Genomic DNA, 18,610 nt, shown 5'->3' with positions numbered 1-18,610 from the left:
GGGGCTGGAAGGGAACACGATCGCGGCGAAACAAAACCTGTCTCGAAGGGGGAAACGGGCCTGTGGCCAGGCACGTGCTGATCGTCGAAGACGAAGAGAATATCGTCGAGTCGCTGTCGTTTCTGCTGGAGCGGGAGGGGTTCGACGTGACGTCGGTGCTCGACGGAGCGCAGGCGCTCGCTCGCATCGAAGACGGCCGGCCGGATCTGCTGATCCTCGACGTGATGCTGCCGGGAATCGATGGTTTCGAGATCCTGCGGACGATCCGGTCCAACGAGGCGCTGAAAGCGCTGCCGGTGGTAATGCTGACGGCCAAGATGCAGCAGCACGACCGCCGCACCGCCGAGGCGATCGGCGTCAACGCCTTCGTGACCAAGCCGTTCTCGAACGCCGAAGTGGTTTCGATCGTGAAGAGCCTGGCGCCGTGACCGACGACCGCGATCCGGATCTGCAACGCCGGCGGTTTTCCGACGCGGCGATGGTGTTGCCCTTCGCCGGTGTGTTCCTGCTGATGCCGCCGTTCATCCAGATATTCGTCACCGGCTCCACAGTCGCGGGCATCCCGCTCATCGTCATCTATCTGTTCGCGGTTTGGTTCGCGCTGATCCTGATCGCCTGGCGGCTCGCCGGCCCGCTGCGCCACGCCATGCAGACCGATCCCCAGAGCGCAAGCGAAGCCGCCCCCCCGGAGGCGTGATGCTTTCGGCCAATCTGCTCCTCTTCGTCTGCCTGTCCTACGTGGCGCTGCTGTTCCTGGTGGCATTCGTCGTCGACCGCCGCGCCCAGCGCGGCCGGATCGGCTGGCTGCAGTCGCCGCTCGTCTACACGCTGTCGATCTCGATATACTGCACGTCCTGGACGTTCTACGGCGCCGTCGGATCGGCGGCACGCAACGGCCTCGAGTTCGCCACCATCTACCTCGGGCCCACGCTGGTGTTCGTCGGCTGGTGGTTGATCCTGCGCAAGCTGGTCCGCATCGGCCGGGTGCACAGAATCACATCGATCGCCGACCTGATCTCGTCGCGCTTCGGCAAGAGCCCGACGCTCGCCGTGTTCGTGACCTTGATCGCGGTCATCGCCACCACGCCCTACATCGCGCTGCAGCTCCAGTCGGTTACGACGAGCTTTCGCGTGATCATCGGCAGTACGGAGAACGCCGGGCTGAACGACAGCGTCACCGCGTTCTGGGTCGCCGCCGGCATGGCGCTCTTCACCATCCTGTTCGGTACGCGCAACGTCACCGCCAACGAACGCCATCACGGCGTCGTCGCCGCGATCGCGGTCGAGGCGCTGGTGAAGCTGTTCGCCTTCATCGCCGTCGGCCTGTTCGCCATCTATGGCATCTCCGGCGGGATCAGCGACATCTTCAGCCGGGTCTCACCGGAACTGCTGCACGCCAACGACGTGTTCAGCAGCCGCTGGGTCGCCCTGACCTTTCTTTCGGCCACCGCGATCATCTGCCTGCCACGCCAGTTCCAGGTGACGGTCGTCGAGAATGTCGACGAGAAGCATCTGGCGACGGCATCATGGCTGTTCCCGCTCTATCTCGTGCTTCTGTCGATCTTCGTGCTGCCGATCGCGGCCGCCGGCCTGACGCAGATGCCGGAAGGCTCGAACACCGACATGTTCGTGCTCACGCTGCCGCTGTCAGCGGGCCAGGAGGGGCTTGCCGCCTTCGCCTTCATCGGAGGATTTTCCTCGGCGACCTCGATGGTGATCGTCGCGGCGATCGCACTGTCGACGATGGTGTCGAACCACATCGTCATGCCGGTGGCGCTGAAGGTGTCGCAAGCCGACTACTACACCAGCGGCGACGTGCGCCGGCTGCTGCTGAGGAGCCGCCGGATCAGCATCGCCGGGATCCTGATGCTCGGCTTCATCTACTTCCGCCTCACCGGCGGATCGGAAGGGCTCGCCTCGATCGGCCTCATCGCCTTCGCCGGCATCGCGCAGGTGCTGCCCGGGGCGGTCGGCGGCGTCATGTGGCGGGGCGCGACGCGCTACGGCGCGCTGGCGGGCATGACCGCCGGTTTCGCCGCCTGGGCCTACATGCTGCTGATCCCGAGTTTCCGTGCCGAGTTCGACCTCGTCCGGTCGCTCGTCCTGCACGGACCGTTCGGGATCGGCCTGCTGCGGCCGGAAGCCTTTCTCGGCCTGACCATATCCGATCCTCTGGTCCATGCCCTGTTCTGGAGCATCGCCGCGAACACCGTGCTGTTCGTCTTCGTCTCCCTGGTGACCCGGCCGACGCCTCTTGAGCGGCTGCAGGGGGCGCTGTTCGTCGACGTGTTCCGGATGCGGCCGGGCGAGCCGCCGCGCGTCCTGCATCGTACCGCGCCGGTCGAGGACCTTTTCGTCCTGGCGCAGCGTATCCTCGGCGCCGAGCCGGCACGGCTACTGTTCGCGGACATCGCCCGCGCGCAGGGCCTGCGCAGCGGCCTGCCGGTCGCCGACGACGCCTTCGTCTCGCGGCTCGAACGCGAGCTCGCCGGCTCGGTCGGCGCGGCGTCGGCCCACGCGATGGTCTCGCAGGTCGCCGGCGGCGGCACGATCAGCCTGACGGAACTGATGAAGATCGCCGACGAGACGGCGCAGATCCTCGAATACAGCCAGCAGCTGACCGAGAAATCGGCGGAGCTGGAGAGCACCGCGCGGCAGTTGCGCGTGGCCAATACCAAGCTGCAGACGCTGTCGGCGCAGAAAGACGATTTCCTCTCGCAGGTCAGCCACGAGCTGCGCACGCCAATGACGTCGATCCGCTCGTTTTCCGAAATCCTGTTGGAGACGCCGGACGTCAACGGCGCGCAGGCGAAGCGTTTCCTGACGATCATCAACGAGGAATGCCTGCGGCTCACCAAGCTGCTCGACGAGATCCTCGACCTGAGCTTCCTGGAAAGCGGCAAGGTGTCCTGGACCCTGGTTCCGGTGGATGCCAACGCCGCGCTCGACCGGGCGCTCGCTTCCATCTCCGTACTGGCGGAGAAGAACGGGGTGCAGGTCGTCGCCGACGAGCGCGCGAAGGGCGTGAAGGTAATGGCCGATTTCGGCCGCCTCACCCAGGTGTTCCTGAACGTTCTGAACAACAGCGTGAAATACAATACATCCGCGTCGCCGCGCATCGAGGTCAAGAGCCGCCGCGAGAGCGGAACCTATGTGGTGTCGATCGCCGACAACGGGCCGGGCATTCCCGACAGCGACAGCGAGATCATCTTCTCGAAATTCGGCCGCGGCGGCGGGCGTCAGGACGTCGGCTCGAGCGGCCTCGGACTATCGATCAGCCGAGAAATCCTGCGCAAGTTCAACGGCGATGTTTTCCTGAAGCCCGGCGGTGGCCCAAGCGACGGCCCCGGCGGCGGCCCGGGCGCGACCTTCGAGATCCGGTTGCCGGCGGCGAGGAGAAACAGGTGACGGACGCCGACCGGGTGCTGCTGGCCCAGGACGAACAGGCCGGCGTGGAACCATCGGTACCGGCCGCCCGCCTACGACAGACGTGATTGGCTGCGGCCAAACAAAACGACAGACTGCGGAGACGCACCTAAAGTAAAGGCCGTGCTATTCTGTTCTCGCGTCCAATCGCCAAAGCCGAAAAACGGCAATCAACAAGGGAGGACTCCATGACACTGATTATACCGACACGCCGCGTCGTCATGGCCGGCGCGCTGGCCTGTATTTCGTTTGCCACACCGGCGCTCGCCTTCGAACCGTCCAATCCCGAATGCATCGCGCCGGCCAACCCGGGCGGCGGCTGGGACTTCACCTGCCGGCAGGTAGGCAAGACGATGCAGGATCTGGGCGCCGTTCCCGGCACCGTGCAGGTCACCAACCTGGCGGGCGGCGGCGGCGGTGTCGCGTTCGCCGAGGTCGTTAACAAGCGCAACGACGACACCAACCTGATCGTCGCCGCTTCGTCCGCCACGGCGACCCGTCTGGCCCAGGGCGCGTATCCGGGCAACACAATGGACCAGGTGCGCTGGCTGGCCAGCGTCGGCGCCGACTACGGCATCATAGCGGTCGCCAAGGACAGCCCGATCAACACGCTTCCGGAACTGATGGACAAGATCAAGGCCGACCCGCGCTCGGTCTCGATCGCCGGCGGCTCCGCGGTTGGCGGCTGGGACCATCTCAAGGTCCTGCTCGCCGCGAAGAAGGCCGGGATCGACGACGTCAGGACTATCAAGTATGTCGCCTTCGACGGCGGTGGCGAGGCGGTGACGCAGCTTCTCGCCGGCTCGGTTCAGGCCTTCACCGGCGATGCCTCCGAGGCCAAGGGCTTCGTCGATTCCGGCGACATCAATGTGATCGCCGTCTTGGCGCCGGAACGGCTCGAGGGCGACTTCGCCAGCTTCCCCACCGCCAAGGAGCAGGGCATCGACGTGATCGGCGCCAACTGGCGCGGCTTCTACGGTCCGGGCGGGATGTCTCCGGACGCATACGACTATTGGGTCGCGGCGATCGGCAAGGTCTACGATTCCAAGGAATGGAAGAGCGTCATGGCACAGAACGGCCTGGCGCCCCTCAACCTGCGCGGCGCGGCGTTCAACGAGTTCGTCGCGCAGTCGGTTAGCGAGATCCAGGACCTGTCGCGCGAGATCGGCCTGATCAAGTAGTCCGGCCATGTCGCAGGCGGCTGTCGGCTATTGGTGGCCGGCACACCGCCTGCGGCCCGACCAAATCAAGTAGTGGCGCATGGGACGACGCCACGGGAGGAAACCATGAGCGACCGCATCCTCGGCGCGGCCGGCCTGGCGGTGGCGATCTTCTATATCTGGGGCGCCACCCTGATCGAACTGAGCTTCATCTCGGACCCCGTGGGCCCGCGCACGTTCCCGATCATCATCGGCGTGCTGCTGGGGCTGGCGAGCGTCGTCATCCTGCTGCGTCCCGATACCGAGCCGCACTGGCCATCAATCGGCCGCTTCGCCGAGATCGCCGGCGCGGTCGTCGTCATGGTCGCCTACGCGCTGCTGCTGCCGGTGGCCGGGTTCGTGATCGCGACCGCCGGCGCCTCGGCGGTGCTGACCTGGCGGCTGGGCACCGCGCCGCTCTACGCCGTCATCGCGGGGGTCCTGACATCGCTGGGGATCTACGCCGTCTTTCACCTCGTCCTCGGCCTGACGCTGGCCCGCGGACCGCTCGGTTTCTGAAGGTCGCACACAATGGACACCCTTGGCCTCCTGGCGGACGGATTCGGCATCGCGCTGACCTGGCAGAACCTGGCGCTGGCGCTGATCGGCTGCTTTCTCGGCTCCGTGATGGGGGCGCTGCCGGGCCTCGGTCCGGCGAACGGGGTCGCGATCCTGATCCCCCTCGCCTTCTCGCTCGGCCTCGATCCGGTCGCGGCGATGATCCTGCTGACCTCGGTCTACTACGGCGCCATGTATGGCGGCCGGATCTCGTCGATCCTGCTCAATATTCCCGGCGACGAGCCGGCCCTGATGACGACGCTCGACGGCTATCCGATGGCGGTGCAGGGCCGCGCCGGCGAGGCCCTGGCGATTTCCGGCGTCGCGTCCTTCGTCGGCGCCTTCCTCGCCACGTGGGGCCTGGTCTTCCTGGCGCCGCTCCTAGTCAAGGTGGCGCTGCTGTTCGGCCCGGCCGAGTATTTCGCGCTGTTCGCGCTCGCCTTCGCCACGCTTGGCGGCATCGCCTCGCAAAACCAGGCGAAGTCGGCCTTTGCCGCCGCGCTCGGCCTCGGCATCGCCATGGTCGGCGTCGACGGACAGACCGGCGTGCCGCGGCTGACCTTCGGCGAGGTGCACCTTTACGACGGCATCGACTTCCTGGTCGCCATCGTCGGGCTGTTCGCGCTGTCCGAAGTGTTCATCTTCCTCGAGCACCGGGGCGAGGGCTCCGGCAAGGGCAAGGCGGCCGAGGTCGGGATCGGCCGCATCGTCCCGCCGCTGTCGCTGCTGAAGTTCTGTACGCCGACGATGCTGCGGTCGTCCTTCCTGGGCTTCGTCGCCGGCGTGCTGCCGGGCGCGGGCGCCTCGCTCGGCTCGTTCATCTCCTATTCGATCGAGAAGCGGCTGGTCGACCGCGACGGCCGGTTCGGAAACGGCGACCCGCGCGGCGTCGCCGCGCCCGAGGCCGGCAACAACGCCGCCGCCGGCGGCGCGCTGGTTCCGATGCTGGCGCTCGGCGTGCCCGGATCGGGAACCACGGCGGTGCTGCTGGCCATGCTGCTGGCGCTCAACATCACGCCGGGCCCGCTGCTGTTCCAGAACAATCCAGACGTGGTCTGGGGGCTGATCGCCGCGCTGTTCATCGGCAACTTCATGCTGCTGGCGATGAACATTCCGATGGTGGGGCTGTTCGTGCGGGTGCTGCTGGTGCCGCCGCGGATCCTGATGCCGGTAGTGGCGATGGTCTCCTTCGTCGGCATCTACGGCATCTCGGGCTCCACCTTCGATCTTCTGGTGATGATCGTGTTCGGCGTCCTGGGCTGGCTCTTGCGAAAGCTCAACGTGCCGCTGGTGCCGGTGATCCTCGGCGTCCTGCTGGGCAACCTGATGGAGGCGAACCTGCGCCGCGCCCTGACGATCTCGGACGGGGACTGGAGCGCGCTGCTGGCCTCGCCGCTGTCGATCGGCCTGTGGCTGATCGCGGTGGTCGGATTCGTCCTGCCGGTCTTCCTTGCCCCCCTCCTGCGCCGCCGCATGGCGATGCGCAAGGACGAGGAGGGAAGCATCGTCGACTGAGCGGGCGTTACGGGGCGGTCGGAGGGCGGCTAAGCGGACGACACGGCGATGCTTACGAGGTGGACGCGGGTTCCATCTTCCCCGTGCCGGTCATAGCCCCGATTCCGTCGTACGTCGTTGCTCTCGGGAACGGTCGGATGGGGGTGTTCAATCAACCTTATCCGGATCAAAGTTTATTTCGGTCCAACCGTCCTTTAGAAGCTCAGGATCAATTTTCTTTTCTGTACCCATGATGGGGCGCGCATGCAGTTCCGCTATTTTTGACAGCGTTGCCATTCGGCTTGAGGTTACATATTCATCTTCGTTTATGTCAGATACCTCAAATCGACAGACCTTTCCCTTCTGGATGAATACATTCGCTTTATTCATCCCAGCCTTCCTAACCTAAACTGAAGTGGTCCGAGGGAATCGGACAGCGAGCTAAGGTGTGTCCCGAACCTTTTGGAGGGATACGAGATGGCGAAGCGTCGGAAGTTCACGGACCAGTTCACCTTCAAGTTGCAGGTCTGCAAGAGGGGCAAGCTGACCAGCCTGGACTTGGATCTCGGGATCATCAACATAGCCTGAAAGGAGCCGCACTCCCGTGCGGCGGGACGCGGCGACCGGCGGCGCGAGGTCCCTGGCGTCCCCGCAGGAGCGGATGCGAGGAACGAGCGCAGCGGGACCTAGGGCGCCCCCGTGCTGCCGTCCTTATGAACGCGTCAGCGCCTGCGCGAGGGATGGACACCGAATAGTCGACACCCGCTACCGGCGGAGTTCGGTTCGCGAGAGCCCGTTCGCCCGAAGCCGCAAGGCGTAGAAGGACGCGCAGGCCAATCAGAAATGGGAGAAGGTCGGGATTCTGTATATTGTTTTTCATGAAAATTATCTAGGGGAACCGTTTTTCATGCGCTAGAATCAAAATTCAGGAAGAAAGCTTTCTGGAATCACATAACCACGAACAAGGCACGGTTTTCATGACTCCGGCCGCACAGAACCAATTTTCAGGTCCGGTGACCGTTTTTCAGGAAAGACGCCTTCCTGAAACTGCGACGCCTGCGGGTTACAGCGCCCTGATCGACTCTTGCGGGCTCGATGTCCCCCTGCCGCGCACGCTCTGCGCCATCGGCGCACACCATCGCATGCTGGAACGGGACGGCTGGCGGATCATGACGCCGCGCCACGCGCCCGATGCCAGCCTGGAAGGCCATCTGACCTTCGCCCTCAAATATGAGGGGCTCGACCTAGCAGTGTTAAAGCGCCTGTTTCTCAAGACCGGACCGGCCCCACTCGAAGCGATCGTAAACGACAAGCCGACCGGCACCTACGCACGGCGCATCTGGTTCCTCTATGAATGGCTGACCGGCGAAACGCTGGACCTGCCCGACGCAAAGACCGGACGATATGTCCCTGTGCTCGACCCCGACCTGCAATGGGGGATCGAAGGCGAGACCGTGCCGCGCTACCGGCTGCGTAACAACCTTCCCGGCACCCCGGAATTCTGCCCGCTGGTTTTCCGGACAAAACAGCTTGATGACTTCATAGCCGATGACCTGCCGCAACGCGCCAAGGACATTGTTGCCGATGTGCCGCGCGACGTGCTCGCCCGCACCGCCGCCTTCCTGCTGCTCAAAGACTCGAAGTCAAGCTACGCGATCGAGGGCGAAAGCCCGCCGCAGGACCGCATCCAGCGCTGGGGCCGGGCCATCGGCGAAGCCGGCAAACAGCCGCTCGATAATGATGAGCTCCTGCGCCTGCAGCGTATCGTCATCGGCGATGCCCGCTTCATCAAACTCGGCTTTCGCGACGAAGGCGGCTTTGTCGGCGAACACGACCGCGAGACCCGCCTGCCTCTGCCCGACCACATCAGCGCCCGGCCGGAAGACCTGCAATCACTGCTGACCGGCATGATCGCTTTCGACCGCGGCCCGGCGCAGCACATGGACGCTGTCATCGCCGCCGCGATCCTCGCCTTCGGCTTTGTCTATGTTCACCCGTTCGAGGACGGCAACGGCCGCCTGCACCGCTACCTGATCCATCATGTGCTGGCCGAACGTGGCTATAATCCGCCCGGCGTCGTCTTCCCAGTCTCGGCCGCGATCCTCGATCAGATCGACCGTTACCGCGAGACGCTCGAATCCTATTCGCAGCGCCTGCTACCCCATATCCGCTGGGAACCGACCGAGAATTTCAACGTCCGGGTCCTGAATGACACGGGCGATTTCTACCGCTTCTTCGACGCGACCCCGCACGCCGAATTCCTCTATGAGTGCGTCAAGCGGACCATCGAACACGACCTGCCCTACGAGACCGGCTTCCTGCGCCGCTACGATGAATTCCGCCGCCGCATCGAAGGCATGATCGACATGCCCGAACGCACTGTCGACCTGCTCTTCCGCTTCCTCAGCCAGAATGAGGGCAGGCTATCAAACCGCGCCCGCGGGAAGGAGTTCGATGCACTGACGGATGAAGAAGCGGAGCGGGTGGAGGCGATTTATGGCGATGTTTTTTCCACCTAGATCATTTGGGGAATTTAGCCACGCCGATATCAGAGGCAAATCCACTCAACGAAATCTTCGCGCTTGCCACAAACCTTTTCAAGCGCATCCCGCACAGTACCCGGCTGCTTCGAGATATTGATGACCAATGTGTCCATAGCACGCGTGAGCGGAATCATCGCCCATCGCGAGGCAAAGGCGGCAGTTCGCTCTTCCGGTGTGTCGAACAACCCACCTGGGTCCTGCGGTGAGGCGAGCCACTGCTCATACTTGTACGTCCAGAATTCATCGAACGCGTAGTTGATGACCGTCCATCCCTCCAGCCCGCGACCGCTGAAGTGGTCCCGGTTTTCCGGACAGCTCAGCGGCTGCTCTAAGGTGTATCCGGGTTTGGTTTCATGCCGCCAATTTCTGATCTCGACCGGCCCAGTATGCTTCCCTCGGCGTTCGCCGCGCAATGGCGGAATGTGGCCGCCCGGTATTATAGAAGGCCATCCAATCGCGGATGACCCGATGTGCCTTGAAGCCGTCGGTCAGCTCTTCGAGGTAGATCGCTTTGGATAGCCCGGCGGACAAAAAAGCGTTCTCGACCGCCAGCCTCCCGATTTTCGCGTGCAACTCCTTCACTTCCGCCTCGCTCGGGCCTTCCGCCTTGCCGCCACGAGCAAACACGTCCGCCATGCCCTCGACCGCCTGACGCTTCCACGTGCTCACCTGGTTCGGATGCACCTGGTGCTTTGCGGCAATCTCCCGGACCGTGCGGTCGCCCCGCAGAGCCTCAAGCGCGACCTGCGCCTTGAACTGGTCCGTGAACTTCCGACGCTTCGCCATCTCGTATCCCTCCAAAAGGTTCGGGACACACCTTAGCTCGCTGTCCGATTCCCTCGGACCACTTCAATCACGATCACCCAGGCCAAGAACCGGGCCAGAAGACCGGTGACGCTATCGATCCCTGTGCTGCCTGAACTGCAGGCGGTCATCGACCAGACACCGACCGGCAATCTTGCCTTCCTGGTCACGCAATTCGGCAAACCGTTCACGCCGGATGGCTTCGGCAACTGGTTCCGCAAACGCTGCGATGAGGCGGGCCTGCCAAACTGTTCGGCGCACGGCCTGAGAAAAGCCGGTGCGGCGATCGCTGCCGAAAACGGCGCGACCGAACGCCAGCTCATGGCGATCTTCGGCTGGTCGACGATGAAAGAAGCCGCGCGCTACACGAAAGCGGCGCGGCAGAAGGTGCTGGCCGCAAGCGGTATGAAGCTGCTGCGCCCGGATCAAAACCCGAACGAAACTGTCCCACTTTTTCCCACGCAAGGCGACGGTGGGACAAAATCACTGCCTAAGCCATTGAAAAACAAGGGATGAGAGGAAGGGATGGTGCCCAGGGGCGGAATCGAACCACCGACACTGCGATTTTCAGTCGCATGCTCTACCAACTGAGCTACCTGGGCGTTCCATGCTGATCCGCGCGGCGCGTGCGCCGGAGCGGTCAAGGGGAAGCGGGCGGTTTATAGGCAATCCAATAGCGGCTGTCCAGCGCGGCCGTCACATTGCCACGATGCTTTTTCGCCGCCGCCGGATCGCTCAGGCCTGCCCGTAGGGTTCCCCCTCCGTCGGCGGGCCGCCATCCTCGTCCTCGTCCTCGACGACGGGGATCGCGTAGGTCCCGGAAAGCCAGCGGTTGAGGTCGACATTGGCGCAGCGGCGCGAGCAGAACGGACGGTGCTCGGTCACCGTCGGCTCGCCGCAGATCGGGCATGTCTGTGTGTGGGGCGTCCCCACCGTTACCTTGCGTTCGCTCACCGCGCCGGTCCTTCAACTGTATTTCAGGGTGATACCGCCATCGACGACGAGTTCGATGCCGGTGACGTATCTGGCCTCGTCGCTCGCCAGATAGAGCGCCGCGTTGGCGACGTCCCAGGCGTCGCCCATGTGTCCCATCGGCACCTGAGCGTCACGCACGCGCCACATCTCCTCGACATCGCCCTCGCCGTAGCGCGCGGCAAGCCCGGCCGAGCTCTCCACCATCGGCGTCTTCATCAGGCCCGGCAAAACCGCGTTCACGCGGACCTTGTCGGGGGCGTACTGGACTGCGGTCGTCCGGGTCAAGTGATTGAGCGCGGCTTTGGTCGCGTAATAGGTGGCATAGGGCACGCCGGTGTAGCGGATCGCCGCGATCGACGAGATGTTGACGATCGAACCGCCGCCCTGGCGCACCATGTGGGGAATCGCCTCTTTCATGGCAAGGAAGGCGCTTTTCAGGTTGATGTCGAAGACCCGGTCCCATTCGGCTTCGGGCAGCTCGACCACGCCACCGACCTCGGCGATGCCGACATTGTTGTCGAGGATGTCGATCCGGCCCCACTCGCGCGTGATCGCCTCGACGGTGGCGCGCACGTCGGCGTGGTCGGCGACGTCGCAGGCGACCGCCATGGCCTCCCCGCCTTCGCCGCGGATGATGTCGGCGGTCTCCCGCGCCGCATCGGCATTGATGTCGGCGCAGAGCACGCTGGCGCCCTCGCGCGCGAACAGGACGGCGGTCGCCTTGCCGTTGCCCCAGCCCGGGCCGACGGAGCCCGCTCCCATAACCAGCGCCACCTTGCCTTCCAGCCGTCCGGCCATCGCACCCCTCCCCTGGGATATCCTGCTTGGCGAAGACTAGCGGCTGACGGCTGCATGCAACAATACGCATCCGCCACAGGGGTAGGCGGCGGGGCGAACGCCGCGCGACGCCGCACGCGCCCCGGCGGCTCAGCCTTTGCGGCGCGTATCGTCCTGCTGGCGCAGCTCGGTCTTGAGGATCTTGCCGTAATTGTTCTTCGGCAGGGCGTCGACGAAAACGTAGTCCTTCGGCCGCTTGAAGCGGGCGATGCTGTCCAGGCACAGCCGGTCGAGCTCGGGCGCGCCGGCCTCGCCGACCACGTAGGCGACGACGATCTCTCCCCAGTCCGGGTCCGGGCGGCCGATCACGGAGACCTCGCGCACACCCGAATGGGTCAGGAGCACCTCCTCGATCTCGCGCGGATAGATGTTGGAGCCGCCGGAGATGATCATGTCCTTGGACCGGTCCTTCAGCGTGACGAAGCCGTCTTCGTCCATCGCGCCGACGTCGCCGGTGTGCAGCCAGCCGTTTCGCAGCGTCTCGGCGCTCGCCTCAGGGTTCCGCCAGTAGCCGGGGACAACGCAATCGCCGCGAATGAGCACCTCGCCGGTCTCGCCGATGGCCAGCGCCTCGTCGTTCGCACCGGCGACGCGAACCTCGCAGGCGGAATTGGCGAGCCCGGCCGAGCCGATACGCGCGAGCCAGCGCGGATGCGCGCGGTCGGCGATGATGTCCTTCGACAGGACGGTGCCGGTCATCGGCGATTCGCCCTGGCCGAAGATCTGCGCAAGCCGCGGACCGAACCGGTCGAGCGCCTTCTTGACGTCCTCGACATACATCGGCGCGCCCCCCCATACGAGCGTGCGCAGGCCCGACGGATCGACGTCGCCGCCGTGATCGACCATGCGCTTGATCATGGTCGGGGCGGCGAACATCGAGGTGCCGGGACGCGCGTCGATCAGCCGGAAGATCTCGTCGGGTTCGAAGCCGCCCGATTCCGGCACCGCATTGAGCGCGGCGCAGCAGACATGCGGCATGATGTAGATGCCGGAGCCGTGGCTCATCGGCGCCGAATGCAGGATTGTGTCGGTCGGCTTCGTTGGGTCGACATCGACGAGATAGCCGAAGGTCATGGCGGCGATGTTGCGATGGGTGATCATCGCCCCCTTCGGCCGGCCAGTGGTGCCGGAGGTGTAGAACAGCCAGGCCAGCGCGTCCGGATCGGCGTCGCCCAGCGGACCGCCCTCGTCGCGGAACAGGCCCTCGTATTCCGGCGACCCGATCTCGATCAGGTGCTTGAGGCCGTCGGGACGGTGCGCGGCAATCGTCTCGGCTTCCTTTGCGGAGGCGAAGCAGACGGTGGCGCCGGCATTGACCAGCATCCAGGCGAGTTCGGCGCCGTGCAGCTTGGCGTTGGCCGGAACCGCGGCAAAGGCGCCCCACCAGATGCCGAACATGCACTCGACATAGTGCGGGCCGTTCCTGGCGACGATGGCGACACGGTCGCCGGGCGCAAGGCCGAGACGCGCCAGCCCGGCGGCGAGCCGCGAGGCCCGGTCCGTCAACGCCGCATAGTCCTGGTGGATCGTGGTGCCGACGGCGACCGCCGGATTGTTCGGGAAGCTCCGACCGGCCCGGGCCAGCCATGCCGCTACGTTCATCCTGCCTCCGACCGCGCGGGACCTCGTCTGCCCCTAGTTAAACAGGTCCGCTCAGCCAGTTGAAGTAGACGGGATAGCCGTCGCCCTGCAGCATCGACACCGTCTCGTGCAGCGGCAGGCCGACAACGGCGGAATAGGAACCGATCAGCTTGATGACGAACGAGCCGGCGAGCCCCTGAATGGCGTACCCGCCGGCCTTGCCGCGCCATTCGCCCGAGGCGAGGTAGCTTTCCAGTTCCTCGCGGCCAAGCCGCTTGAAGCGCACCCGCGTCTCGACGAGCTTCTGCCGGATCGCCCTTGTCGGCGTCACGACGCAGACGCTGGTGAAGACCTTGTGGTTGCGGCCGGACAACAGCCGCAGGCAGTTCGCGGCCTCGTCGACCATCTCGGCCTTGGGCAGGATACGACGGCCGACGGCGACCACGGTATCGGCGGTAACGATGAAGGCGCCGGCCGTCTCCGGGTCCCTTTCGGCCTGGCGGAGCGCGATCTCGGCCTTGGTGCGCGCCAGCCGCTTGGCCAGCGTGCGGGGCGTCTCGCCCTTGCTCGGCTTTTCGTCGACGTCCGCGGGGCGCAGGACATCCGGCTCGATGCCGACCTGCTGCAGGAGCGCGAGGCGACGCGGCGAGCCGCTGGCGAGGACGAGTGTCGGGCGTCCGGTCATCGTGTGTTGGTCCGTCTAAAGGACGTCCGAAGCGGCAAATCGATCCGCCCAGAGCGCGTGAAACCACAACCTAGTTGAAATGGCAGGTGATTCGATCCTCGAGGAGATCATAGAAAGCCCCGGGTGAGACCATAGGCGGCATGTTTCGCGAGCATCCGGTCGCCTGCCAAAGCCCGGTCCCACTGAAACTCGAGCGCGTCCTCCTTCGGCATCCCCCGTCTTGCCTGAGTAAATCCGGGCGGAAATTAGCGGATCGCAGGGGCATTGTGAACTGCTTCCTTTCCCGGCGACGCCCGCGTTTCCGTTCGCGAAGCGCCGGAAAACAGGCCTATCCGGACGGCGGCGGTTGCCAGCGGAAGCGCTGCTTGATGCGTTGCATCAGGATATCGCGGACGCGCCGGTAGGCGTCCAGCCGCTGCTCGCGGCTGCCCCCGACGACCGTCGGGTCCTCCGTCGGCCAGTATTCGGCATCGAAGGCGTTGGTGCGGGTCATCTCCAGCGCGCGATGGTGCGCTTCCGGCGCCAGCGAGACCACGAGGTCGAAGGAGGTGTCGGCGAGATCCTCGAAGGTGTGCGGGCGGTGGTCGGACAGATCGATACCGATCTCCTCCATCACGGCGGTGACGAAGGGATCGGGCTCGCCTTCACGCACCCCCGCCGAGGCGGCGTAGATGGAATGCGGGAAGAGGTGGCGCGTGATGGCGGCGGCCATGGGCGAGCGCACGGCGTTCATGCCGCATGCGAACAGGACGGCGGATGGTGGCCGCGGTGCCCCCCCGGACACTGGCTAGCCCTTCCAGTGCAATACGCAAATCAGGGTGAAGAGCCGCCGGGCGGTGTCGAAATCGACGTCGATCTTGCCCTCAAGCCGCTCGGTGAGGATACGGGACCCCTCGTTGTGAATCCCGCGCCGCCCCATGTCGACCGCCTCGATGCGGCTCGGACTGGCCGTACGGATCATCTGATAGTAGCTCTCGCACACTAGGAAGTAGTCCTTCACGATGCGGCGAAAGGGCGTCAGCGACAGGATATGGGTGACGACCGGCCCGCCGGCCTCGTCTCGGATGTCGAAAACGAGCCGTTTTTCCTGGATCGACAGCCTGAGTTGATAGGGGCCGCTGTCGTGGTCGTTGAGCGCGAAATGGTTTTCCTCGAGCAGGTCGTAGATGGCGACCGCGCGCTCATGCTCGATATCGGGAGAGCCCCGGCCGATCGACTCCTCGTCGAGTTCGACGGCGGCAAGCCGGTTCGGCGAGGCACTCATGCGCGCGTGCCCGTCACGCGCCTTCGCCCGGCGTTTTGCCTTGGGCTTTGGACGAGTCGTGCGCGGGAACCGACTCCGTCGACCAGGCCGGACCAAGATCCGACAGCTGCGCCTCCAGGCACTCGACGTCGAGGCGGATTTCCGCCCCGCCGGAGAAGACCAGATTCACCGATCCACCGGGCGTGTCGGTTTCCTCGAAGCGAATCGCGAGCAGATTGAGGACGGCGTCGGGATTGTCCTGGCGGATGCCGCGACGGCGCACCGCCCTGACCCGTTCGAAATGCAGGCCCGTGCGGCGGCGGTGATGGCCGGGATTGCGCGTGGCGCCCTCCTCGGCCCAGTCGAACCGGTTGACGATCACCACGAAACGCCTCTGCGCCGGCATCCAGGCGATATCGCCGACACGCGTGACCGCATCCTGCAAATGCGCGGAAACGACCTCGATATCCTCGGCATCGAGCGCGAAAAGCTTGAGCTTGCCCATGGTCTGATACGCTACGGCTTCTCGAAAGCGGCTCGGGACCTCGGATTACCGGCCCCGCACCCTGTGTTAGCGGCTTCGGAAGGGGCGCGCAACGGCGCTCCAGACCCGATATCGGTGCGCATCGGCACCGGTTCAAGCGTCAGGCCACCGCGATGCCCCTTGCATCATTCTCCCGGCCTGAGGGCATCCTCCCGCCCCTGGGGTCATTCGTCCACTTCTGGGGTCATTCGCCCGATTGCCGGTCCGGCCCTTCGTCGCCGGCGGTCTTCCGCGCCCGCCCCTGCGCCTTGCGCCGGGCAAGATTCTGCCGGAGCGCCGCGGCAAGCCGCTCCTCGCGCCCTTGCGGGGCCTCCTTTTTCGGCTTTTCGGATGTCTTCGCGTCGTCGCCGGTCATGCCTATATTTAGGCGATCCGCACCCCGTTTTGGAAGTCTTGCAAGAACGCCCCTTAGGACGCTTGCGCTTGCCGTCCCCCTGTGGCAGTTTCCGCCCGCTTCACCGGCGCCCATGTAGCTCAGTGGTAGAGCACTCCCTTGGTAAGGGAGAGGTCGCGTGTTCAATCCACGCCATGGGCACCACAAAAACTCCTTACAGATCAATACACTATTGCTTTTGTGCCATCTCGCCGCTCGGCCTAGTTCGGCAGAACGTGGCAGGAACACGCGCGCTCGAGTCGTGGAAAATCCGTGGAATGGTTCGTATAACGTTCGCGGATTTGATTGGCGGGCGCGGCTGGGATTGAACCAACGCCCCCTACGATGTCAACGTAACGGTCGCGGTCGCATTCATTGGGAAATAACAGGTTTTTCCATGGGCGCCGGGTCGGTTCGGGTGAACTTTACGGGGACAATCCGGCCGTTTCCGCAAAGTCAGTACACGAGGCGCTCGATCGATCCACTTGACAATCTACGATGCGAGTCCCATATGCGGCCATTAGGCGGCAAATAATCACGACCCAGCCCCCCAAACAAAAATCGAAGAATTTCGGTTATAATCGTGATTTAGACGCGCCAGATCGTCTGCGCAATACGAACGCATAATACCTCGCAGACAAAGAGCATTCTTTTTTATTACATAAAACCCGGTCAGCGTTACCTGTCGACATCGGCCTGCGTGCCGAGCGCGCCGGATACGCGTCCGGCTGCCCATGACGCAGTTTGACTGCTGCGCCGAGCCTTTCAGCGCAATCCTGTGCTGTGGCTCTACTAGCCTGTCCCCAAAGGAGGGAATCATGGCTACCGAAAACACGCCCATCAAAACCGCTCAGGACGCCACGAAGGCCCCGCCCGATAATCCGGGTGCCGCGAAGCCCGTCGGCGCGCCGAAGCCCGAGGATAAGCCCGGGACGAAGAGCGCACAGGCGAACCAGAACGGAGCGCCTCGCAAGTAGCCGGACCGGTGAAACCGAAACGGGGGCCGCGAGAAGCGGCCCCCGCCACCCGGTCCAAAACATCACAACGGAACGCGTGGATATTTCGATGTTCAATGACACTGAACCGGTCCGAACGACTGCTCGAAAAACCAGCAGTCGCCAGATCATTCGACACCATATTGGCGCAGCCCAAGCCAAATGGGAGCGGCTGACCACGGCCGACTACGCCCGCATAGCGACGACCGCCGATCTAATCACCACCGTCGGGAGCCGCTACAACCTCCCCCCCGGCCAGGCGAAACGGGACGTCGACTGCTGGCTGATAGACATCGAGTCCTAGGAACGGTCAATTCAGGTGGGCGAACGTGTTTCCCGAGATATCGTGACATTCGCAGAGCCGTTCTTCGTCGAAGGCCTCGGTCGCGACCAGGCAGCGGGAAGCTACGAGGTGGTTACCGTCGAAGAGGCCATTGAGGGACTGTCGTTCCTCGCCTTTCGCGTCCTATCGACGTCGATCGTGCTTCCCAAGGCCGGACGCGGCCCCAGCTCCTACCAACTCGTTCCAATCGCGGCGCCGGTCGTCCGCGCGGCGCGGCTGCTGCCGGACAAGAAAGAGCGAGACAATCGAACCACGGAGACGTGAACGATGCACTTCGATCGGCTTGATACCGGCGCCAAGCGGGCGTCCTGCTTTTATTCCTTTCTGACCATTGTGGTCATGACAGGCATTTGCCTGCTGCTGGTGCCAGACGGCGCCATCGAAGCGATGAACAGTTCCGGGGTCTTGTCCTGGTAATCGAGGCCATCATGACGTATCACACCATCGAGCTCGACAAGCATCGCGGGATGGTCGCGCAAAAGGCTACCGAATTGCGGCGGCTGGTCAACGAGGTCGCGGCCGACGGCGCCAGGCTCAAGGCCCGCCAGGAAGAGCTCGAAAAATTCCTGGTCTCCGCGCCAGCGGCGAACTGGGGCCAGGCGGTGGAGAAGGCGCGCTATCTGCTCACGCTCTTCGCGGCAACGCCGCAAGCACAGGACCCCCGGCGCAAAACGCTCATCGCCAATCTATTGGAAGACTTCGAGCGACTGCTGGCGCCGCCGACATACAACCCTACAGATACGCAAGCCCCACCGAGCAAGGATGAATGACCATGGCAAAAGGCCAGAAACGCAGCGCCAAGGAACCGAAGAAGCAGAAGGCTGCCGAAAAGAAAACAAAAAAACTCGCCGGACCGAAGTATCTTCGCCAGTCCGAGATGTTCCAGTCGGGCAAGACCGGCACTCAGAAATTCGGCCTGAAATAGTGACATTCTCCGGAATGCAGAATACGTCCGCCCGGATCAAGTTAAATCATCGGCTCGGATTTAATTATTTACTCCGAATATAGAG

The 18,610-nt window shown here is 64.3% G+C and carries 25 protein-coding genes and 2 tRNA genes; 15 read left to right on the top strand and 12 right to left on the bottom strand.

Annotation, left to right across the window (positions count from 1 at the left end; all coding sequences use genetic code 11):
- Window positions 1-62 precede the first annotated feature (62 nt).
- The 6 genes from ACSF9G_RS14100 to ACSF9G_RS14075 all read left to right on the top strand — a co-directional run bounded on the left by ACSF9G_RS14100 (window position 63) and on the right by ACSF9G_RS14075 (window position 6,698).
- Window positions 63-428, top strand: a complete 366-nt coding sequence (locus ACSF9G_RS14100) for a response regulator transcription factor (RefSeq protein WP_436642672.1) — start codon at window positions 63-65, stop codon at window positions 426-428.
- On the top strand, window positions 425-697 hold the full coding sequence (locus tag ACSF9G_RS14095) for a hypothetical protein (protein WP_436642670.1): 273 nt from the start codon (window positions 425-427) through the stop codon (window positions 695-697). The genes ACSF9G_RS14100 and ACSF9G_RS14095 overlap by 4 nt, the downstream gene beginning before the upstream one ends.
- On the top strand, window positions 697-3,408 hold the full coding sequence (locus ACSF9G_RS14090; RefSeq protein ID WP_436642668.1) for an ATP-binding protein: 2,712 nt from the start codon (window positions 697-699) through the stop codon (window positions 3,406-3,408). The genes ACSF9G_RS14095 and ACSF9G_RS14090 overlap by 1 nt, the downstream gene beginning before the upstream one ends.
- A 239-nt stretch (window positions 3,409-3,647) precedes the next feature.
- Window positions 3,648-4,607: a Bug family tripartite tricarboxylate transporter substrate binding protein gene (locus tag ACSF9G_RS14085; RefSeq protein ID WP_436643259.1), complete on the top strand. Its 960-nt coding sequence runs from the start codon at window positions 3,648-3,650 to the stop codon at window positions 4,605-4,607.
- Window positions 4,608-4,712: 105 nt separating this feature from the next.
- Window positions 4,713-5,144 (top strand): tripartite tricarboxylate transporter TctB family protein, encoded by a 432-nt coding sequence (locus ACSF9G_RS14080; RefSeq protein ID WP_436642666.1) that lies wholly within the window; start codon window positions 4,713-4,715, stop codon window positions 5,142-5,144.
- Between the two features lie 12 nt (window positions 5,145-5,156).
- Complete coding sequence (locus ACSF9G_RS14075; RefSeq protein ID WP_436642664.1) at window positions 5,157-6,698, top strand: tripartite tricarboxylate transporter permease; 1,542 nt, start codon at window positions 5,157-5,159, stop codon at window positions 6,696-6,698.
- Between the two features lie 147 nt (window positions 6,699-6,845).
- Here the strand turns inward: ACSF9G_RS14075 and ACSF9G_RS14070 are convergent, their stop codons facing one another.
- Window positions 6,846-7,067 carry a hypothetical protein gene (locus tag ACSF9G_RS14070; RefSeq protein ID WP_436642662.1) on the bottom strand — a complete coding sequence of 74 codons (222 nt, stop codon included), beginning with the start codon at window positions 7,065-7,067 and terminating at the stop codon, window positions 6,846-6,848.
- Window positions 7,068-7,654: 587 nt separating this feature from the next.
- Here ACSF9G_RS14070 and ACSF9G_RS14065 point away from each other — a divergent pair.
- On the top strand, window positions 7,655-9,196 hold the full coding sequence (locus ACSF9G_RS14065; RefSeq protein WP_436642660.1) for a Fic family protein: 1,542 nt from the start codon (window positions 7,655-7,657) through the stop codon (window positions 9,194-9,196).
- A gap of 29 nt (window positions 9,197-9,225) precedes the next feature.
- Here ACSF9G_RS14065 and ACSF9G_RS14060 read toward each other — a convergent pair whose 3' ends face one another.
- Both ACSF9G_RS14060 and ACSF9G_RS14055 read right to left on the bottom strand, forming a co-directional pair.
- Window positions 9,226-9,405, bottom strand: a complete 180-nt coding sequence (locus ACSF9G_RS14060) for a hypothetical protein (protein WP_436642658.1) — start codon at window positions 9,403-9,405, stop codon at window positions 9,226-9,228.
- Window positions 9,406-9,571: 166 nt separating this feature from the next.
- A complete protein-coding gene (locus ACSF9G_RS14055; RefSeq protein ID WP_436642655.1) occupies window positions 9,572-10,006 on the bottom strand; it encodes a transposase in 435 nt (144 codons plus the stop codon).
- Between the two features lie 66 nt (window positions 10,007-10,072).
- Between ACSF9G_RS14055 and ACSF9G_RS14050 the strand changes: the two genes are divergently transcribed.
- Window positions 10,073-10,540 carry a tyrosine-type recombinase/integrase gene (locus ACSF9G_RS14050; protein ID WP_436643258.1) on the top strand — a complete coding sequence of 156 codons (468 nt, stop codon included), beginning with the start codon at window positions 10,073-10,075 and terminating at the stop codon, window positions 10,538-10,540.
- Between the two features lie 10 nt (window positions 10,541-10,550).
- Here the strand turns inward: ACSF9G_RS14050 and ACSF9G_RS14045 are convergent.
- The 9 genes from ACSF9G_RS14045 to ACSF9G_RS14005 form a co-directional block, all read right to left on the bottom strand.
- A tRNA-Phe gene (locus ACSF9G_RS14045) sits at window positions 10,551-10,626 on the bottom strand.
- A 133-nt stretch (window positions 10,627-10,759) separates the two neighbouring features.
- Window positions 10,760-10,978 (bottom strand): DNA gyrase inhibitor YacG, encoded by a 219-nt coding sequence (gene yacG / locus ACSF9G_RS14040; RefSeq protein WP_436642653.1) that lies wholly within the window; start codon window positions 10,976-10,978, stop codon window positions 10,760-10,762.
- A 12-nt stretch (window positions 10,979-10,990) separates the two neighbouring features.
- The gene (locus ACSF9G_RS14035) at window positions 10,991-11,797 is read right to left on the bottom strand and encodes an SDR family NAD(P)-dependent oxidoreductase (RefSeq protein WP_436642651.1); all 807 of its coding nucleotides are present in this window, start codon (window positions 11,795-11,797) and stop codon (window positions 10,991-10,993) included.
- 129 nt (window positions 11,798-11,926) lie between these two features.
- The gene (locus tag ACSF9G_RS14030; protein ID WP_436642649.1) at window positions 11,927-13,438 is read right to left on the bottom strand and encodes an AMP-binding protein; all 1,512 of its coding nucleotides are present in this window, start codon (window positions 13,436-13,438) and stop codon (window positions 11,927-11,929) included.
- A gap of 37 nt (window positions 13,439-13,475) precedes the next feature.
- On the bottom strand, window positions 13,476-14,102 hold the full coding sequence (locus ACSF9G_RS14025) for a Maf-like protein (protein ID WP_436642647.1): 627 nt from the start codon (window positions 14,100-14,102) through the stop codon (window positions 13,476-13,478).
- Window positions 14,103-14,430: 328 nt separating this feature from the next.
- Window positions 14,431-14,886: an arsenate-mycothiol transferase ArsC gene (locus tag ACSF9G_RS14020; RefSeq protein WP_436642645.1), complete on the bottom strand. Its 456-nt coding sequence runs from the start codon at window positions 14,884-14,886 to the stop codon at window positions 14,431-14,433.
- A 3-nt stretch (window positions 14,887-14,889) separates the two neighbouring features.
- Complete coding sequence (locus ACSF9G_RS14015; protein ID WP_436642643.1) at window positions 14,890-15,366, bottom strand: UPF0262 family protein; 477 nt, start codon at window positions 15,364-15,366, stop codon at window positions 14,890-14,892.
- 13 nt (window positions 15,367-15,379) lie between these two features.
- The gene (locus ACSF9G_RS14010; protein WP_436642641.1) at window positions 15,380-15,850 is read right to left on the bottom strand and encodes a DUF2948 family protein; all 471 of its coding nucleotides are present in this window, start codon (window positions 15,848-15,850) and stop codon (window positions 15,380-15,382) included.
- Window positions 15,851-16,073: 223 nt separating this feature from the next.
- Window positions 16,074-16,244 carry a hypothetical protein gene (locus ACSF9G_RS14005; RefSeq protein WP_436642639.1) on the bottom strand — a complete coding sequence of 57 codons (171 nt, stop codon included), beginning with the start codon at window positions 16,242-16,244 and terminating at the stop codon, window positions 16,074-16,076.
- 108 nt (window positions 16,245-16,352) lie between these two features.
- On the opposite strand from ACSF9G_RS14005, the gene ACSF9G_RS14000 reads away from it, so the two are divergent.
- The 7 genes from ACSF9G_RS14000 to ACSF9G_RS13970 all read left to right on the top strand — a co-directional run bounded on the left by ACSF9G_RS14000 (window position 16,353) and on the right by ACSF9G_RS13970 (window position 18,525).
- Window positions 16,353-16,427: transfer RNA gene (locus ACSF9G_RS14000), tRNA-Thr, on the top strand.
- A 653-nt stretch (window positions 16,428-17,080) separates the two neighbouring features.
- A complete protein-coding gene (locus ACSF9G_RS13995) occupies window positions 17,081-17,239 on the top strand; it encodes a hypothetical protein (RefSeq protein WP_436642637.1) in 159 nt (52 codons plus the stop codon).
- Window positions 17,240-17,327: 88 nt separating this feature from the next.
- Entirely contained in the window at window positions 17,328-17,561 is a 234-nt protein-coding gene (locus tag ACSF9G_RS13990; RefSeq protein ID WP_436642635.1) for a hypothetical protein, read from the top strand.
- Window positions 17,562-17,603: 42 nt separating this feature from the next.
- Window positions 17,604-17,864 (top strand): hypothetical protein, encoded by a 261-nt coding sequence (locus ACSF9G_RS13985; RefSeq protein ID WP_436642633.1) that lies wholly within the window; start codon window positions 17,604-17,606, stop codon window positions 17,862-17,864.
- Between the two features lie 3 nt (window positions 17,865-17,867).
- The gene (locus ACSF9G_RS13980; RefSeq protein WP_436642631.1) at window positions 17,868-18,017 is read left to right on the top strand and encodes a hypothetical protein; all 150 of its coding nucleotides are present in this window, start codon (window positions 17,868-17,870) and stop codon (window positions 18,015-18,017) included.
- Between the two features lie 11 nt (window positions 18,018-18,028).
- The gene (locus tag ACSF9G_RS13975; RefSeq protein ID WP_436642629.1) at window positions 18,029-18,370 is read left to right on the top strand and encodes a hypothetical protein; all 342 of its coding nucleotides are present in this window, start codon (window positions 18,029-18,031) and stop codon (window positions 18,368-18,370) included.
- Window positions 18,367-18,525 carry a hypothetical protein gene (locus ACSF9G_RS13970; protein WP_436642627.1) on the top strand — a complete coding sequence of 53 codons (159 nt, stop codon included), beginning with the start codon at window positions 18,367-18,369 and terminating at the stop codon, window positions 18,523-18,525. Before ACSF9G_RS13975 ends, ACSF9G_RS13970 begins: the two co-directional genes overlap by 4 nt.
- The last annotated feature ends 85 nt before the right edge of the window (window positions 18,526-18,610 follow it).

It is taken from the genome of Microbaculum mangrovi (assembly GCF_051390635.1).
In the GTDB taxonomy this organism is placed as follows: Bacteria; Pseudomonadota; Alphaproteobacteria; order Rhizobiales; family Tepidamorphaceae; genus Microbaculum.
This window is presented reverse-complemented; position numbering and strand designations above follow the sequence as displayed.